The following is a 568-nucleotide window of genomic DNA, read 5'->3' as shown; positions in this document are numbered from 1 at the left end:
AAGTCAGGATTCAGGTAAGGCGCGACACGCTTAATATATTCAATTTCTTCTTGCGTAAATTGAATATCTTGCAGTTTAAGGACTTCGGCTTTTACCTCAGGCAAAAGCTCAGAAAGGTCTTCCTCACTGCGCACGATAAACTTATATGACACCATCGCATCAGGGTAAAGCGCTGTTACAGCACTCATCATATTGACTTTGTAGACATCGAAATCCAAAGCGCTTTGAATGATGCGGGAAGAAAATAGTTTGGTGGTCATTAGGTGCCCTTCTACATGCCCTTCCTGGGTATATAACTTTTTGTTACTAACTAATTTGCGTAAACAATAAACACCCATCTATAGTTTGTCAACTTTTGTTACTAACCACTCATTTTTATAAGGTTTTTTTGTCTAGAATTCGAGCAAGCATTGTGAATAAGTCAGAGTCATCCGTAAATTTATGCTCAAACCGTATTACGAACACTACCAAAAACGTTTCTAACAACTCGTTACTTACCCATTGATTGACCACTTGTTATGCGCTAGATTACTTACAAATCAATATTAGGACCCAACCATGATCGTAT

The 568-nt window shown here is 38.0% G+C and carries 1 pseudogene; it reads right to left on the bottom strand.

The window, feature by feature from the left end:
* Positions 1 to 260, bottom strand: a pseudogene (locus tag IQR33_RS09230) (nicotinate phosphoribosyltransferase); the annotation flags it as partial.
* Positions 261 to 568: the final 308 nt, after the last annotated feature.

Source organism: Vibrio sp. OPT46 (assembly GCF_015163535.1).
Classification (GTDB): Bacteria; Pseudomonadota; Gammaproteobacteria; order Enterobacterales; family Vibrionaceae; genus Vibrio; species Vibrio alginolyticus.
Note: the sequence above shows the minus strand (reverse complement) of the source record. Positions and strands in the feature narration are given on the sequence as shown.